Source organism: Streptomyces sp. NPDC059142 (assembly GCF_042755665.1).
In the GTDB taxonomy this organism is placed as follows: domain Bacteria; phylum Actinomycetota; class Actinomycetes; order Streptomycetales; family Streptomycetaceae; genus Streptomyces.
In genome coordinates this window covers 1-3226 of the sequence record NZ_JBHZDA010000036.1, presented here as the reverse complement: position 1 = coordinate 3226, position 3226 = coordinate 1, and the positions used below count along the sequence as shown (strand labels likewise).

The 3226-nt window shown below is 72.0% G+C and carries 3 protein-coding genes; 1 reads left to right on the top strand and 2 read right to left on the bottom strand.

What is annotated here, in order from left to right:
- Nucleotides 1-155 precede the first annotated feature (155 nt).
- Nucleotides 156-827: a response regulator transcription factor gene (locus ACFXPK_RS15735; protein WP_041991370.1), complete on the bottom strand. Its 672-nt coding sequence runs from the start codon at nucleotides 825-827 to the stop codon at nucleotides 156-158.
- Nucleotides 828-880: 53 nt separating this feature from the next.
- On the bottom strand, nucleotides 881-1795 hold the full coding sequence (locus ACFXPK_RS15730; RefSeq protein WP_385075618.1) for a RecB family exonuclease: 915 nt from the start codon (nucleotides 1793-1795) through the stop codon (nucleotides 881-883).
- Between the two features lie 93 nt (nucleotides 1796-1888).
- On the opposite strand from ACFXPK_RS15730, the gene ACFXPK_RS15725 reads away from it, so the two are divergent.
- Nucleotides 1889-3097, top strand: a complete 1209-nt coding sequence (locus ACFXPK_RS15725; RefSeq protein ID WP_384995349.1) for a site-2 protease family protein — start codon at nucleotides 1889-1891, stop codon at nucleotides 3095-3097.
- Nucleotides 3098-3226 lie beyond the last annotated feature (129 nt).

Sequence of the window (3226 nt, the reverse complement as noted above, 5' to 3'; positions counted from 1 at the left end):
CGGGCCGCGCCAACCCCCCCCGCCGCACCCCCGGCCCCCCCGGGGCGGCGGGCACCCCCGCCAGCCCTTCGTCGTGTCCTTCGTCGTGCACGCCCTCCGCGACGCCCGTACGGCCGCCGCCGCGGGGCACCGGGGCCGACGGCCCGTCACGGCCCCTACTGGGCGCCCGGGCGCACCAGCCCGCTCTCGTACGCGTACACCGCGGCCTGCACCCGGTCGCGCAGGCTCAGCTTCGTCAGCACATGCCCCACATGGGTCTTGACCGTCGTCTCGCTCACGAACAGATCCGCCGCGATCTCCGCGTTCGACAGCCCGCGCGCCACCAGTTTCAGCACCTCGACCTCCCGCTCGGTCAGGGTGTGCAGCGTGTCGGGGACCGGATCCTCACCCGACGGAAGATGATCCGCGTACTTGTCGAGCAGCCGGCGCGTGATGCTCGGGGCGAGCATCGCCTCACCCGCCGCGACCACCCGGATGGCCTGCACCAGCTCATTGGCGGGCGCGTCCTTCAGCAGGAAGCCGCTGGCCCCCGCGCGCAGCGCCTCCACCACGTACTCGTCGAGATCGAAGGTGGTCAGGACCAGCACCTTCGCCGGGCCGTCCCGGCCGGGGCCGGTGATCTGGCGGGTCGCCTCCACCCCGTCCATCCGCGGCATGCGGATGTCCATCAGCACCACATCGGGCTGGAGCGCGCGGACCTGGTCGATGGCCTGGAGGCCGTCCCCGGCCTCACCGACGACCGCGATGTCCTGCTCGGCCTCCAGGATCATCCGGAAACCGGTGCGCAGCAGCGGCTGGTCGTCGACCAGTAGGACGCGGACAGTCACGGGCAACTCCTTCACTAGACAGCCCCATTCTGCCCTGACGGCCCTGGACGGGGTCAGCCGGGCGCGGGCGCCTCCACGGTGGCCTCCACCGGCTTCACGCTCAGCGGGTAGACCGGCGGCGTCCCGCCGAACTCCGGACACACCGCCCGGTGGTCGCACCAGCCGCACAGCTTCGTCGGCCGGGGCCGCCAGTCGCCGGTCTCCGTGGCCAGCTCGATCGCCTGCCAGAGCGCCTCCAGCTTGCGCTCCACGCGCTCCAGGTCCGCCTCCACCGGGTCGTACGTCACGACCTCGCCGCTGCCCAGATACACGAGCTGGAGCCGGCGCGGCAGCACCCCCTTCAGCCGCCGCACCACCAGGGCGTAGAACGTCATCTGGAACAGCGCGCCCTCCGCGTACTCCGGACGCGGCGCCTTGCCCGTCTTGTAGTCGACGATCCGCACCTCGCCGGTGGGCGCGACATCCACCCGGTCGATCACCCCGCGCAGCCGCAGCCCCGACTCCAGCTCCGTCTCCACGAACAGCTCACGCTCGGCGGGCTCCAGCCGCGTCGGATCCTCCAGCGAGAACCACCGCTCCACCAGCCGCTCCGCCTGCGCCAGCCACGCGGCCAGCCGCTCACCCGCAGTGCCCTCAGCGCCCTCGGCGGCCTCCGTGAACAGCTCACCCAGCTCGGGCCTGGCGGCCAGCAGCCGGTCCCACTGGCCGGGCACCAGCGCCTTCGCCCGCGGCGCCGTGCGCTCCGCGGCCGGCGCGTCGAAGAGCCGCTCCAGCACCGCGTGCACCAGCGTGCCGCGCGTGGCGGCCTCGCTCGGCTTCTCCGGCAGCTTGTCGATCACCCGGAATCTGTACAGCAGAGGGCACTGCATGAAGTCGCTCGCACGCGACGGCGACAGCGAAGTGGGCGGCTTGCTCGTACTCATGACGCAGACCCTACGGCCCGCCACTGACAGCGAGCCGAATACCATCGACTACAGAGCTACTCGCACCACATCATCGAGCGAGCGACGCTCCGACGAAGGGAACCCGTGAAACAGGACGACGAGAGCGGCGAGGGCAGGATGCCGCAGCCCGGCAAGGGGGACACGGGCCCCGGTGGCAAGCCGCCGCGCCGTGAAGACCCCGGCGGTGGCATTCTCATGGGCCGCCCCTTCGGCGTGCCCGTCTACGTCGCCCCGAGCTGGTTCCTGGTGGCCGCGCTCATCACCTGGATCTTCGGCGGTCAGCTCGAACGGGTCCTGCCGGAACTGGGCGGCCTGCGGTACCTGGTCTCCCTGTTCTTCGCGGTCGCGTTCTACGCCTCCGTACTCGTCCACGAGCTGGCCCACACCGTCGCCGCCCTCCGCTTCAAGCTGCCCGTACGCCGGATCCAGCTCCAGTTCTTCGGCGGAGTCTCCGAGATCGAGAAGGAGTCCGAGACACCCGGCCGCGAGTTCGTCCTCGCGTTCGTCGGACCGCTCCTCTCCCTGGTCCTCGCCGGCCTCTTCTACCTCGGCCTGCTCGCCGTGGAGGCCCGCACGGTCCCCGGCGTCCTGCTCGCGGGGCTGATGATCTCCAACCTGATCGTCGCCGTCTTCAACCTGCTGCCCGGCCTCCCGCTGGACGGCGGCCGGATGCTGCGCGCCGTCGTCTGGAAGATCACCGGCAAGCCCATGAGCGGCACCATCGCCGCCGCCTGGGTCGGCCGCGCGCTCGCGGTCACCGTCCTCATCGGCCTCCCGCTCCTCACCCGTACGGGTGCACTCGGCACCTCCGCCGCGGACGTCGGCGGCATGGAGACCGTGATGGACGCGCTGCTCGCCGCGATCCTGGCCGCGATCATCTGGACCGGCGCGGGCAACAGCCTGCGCATGGCCCGCCTCCGCGAACACCTCCCCGAACTCCAGGCCCGCGCCCTCACCCGCCGCGCGGTCCCGGTCGAATCCACCACCCCCCTCTCCGAGGCACTGCGCCGCGCCAACGAGGCGGGCGCCCGTGCCCTGGTCGTCGTGGACGGCCAAGGCGACCCGACCGCCCTCGTCCGCGAATCCGCCATCGTCGGCGTCCCCCAGCACCGCCGCCCCTGGGTCGCCGTGAGCGGCCTCGCACAGGACCTCACGGAAGGCATGAAGGTCCCGGCCGACCTCGCGGGAGAAGCCCTCCTGGAACGCCTCAGGGCCAGCCCGGCGACGGAGTACCTGGTACTGGAGGAAACCGGAGAGATCTACGGCGTCCTCTCCACAGCCGACGTGGAACGCGCCTTCGTCTCCGCCATGGCCCGCCCCAGCTGAGTTTTTCCGGGGGCTCGGTTCGCCTCCGGGGCGCTCTATGCCGCTGTCGACGGTCGACCGTGCTCGGCCCCTCGTTCCTCGGGGCCTGCGCCCACGCGGCGGAGCCGCATATCGGGTACAGCCTCCCAT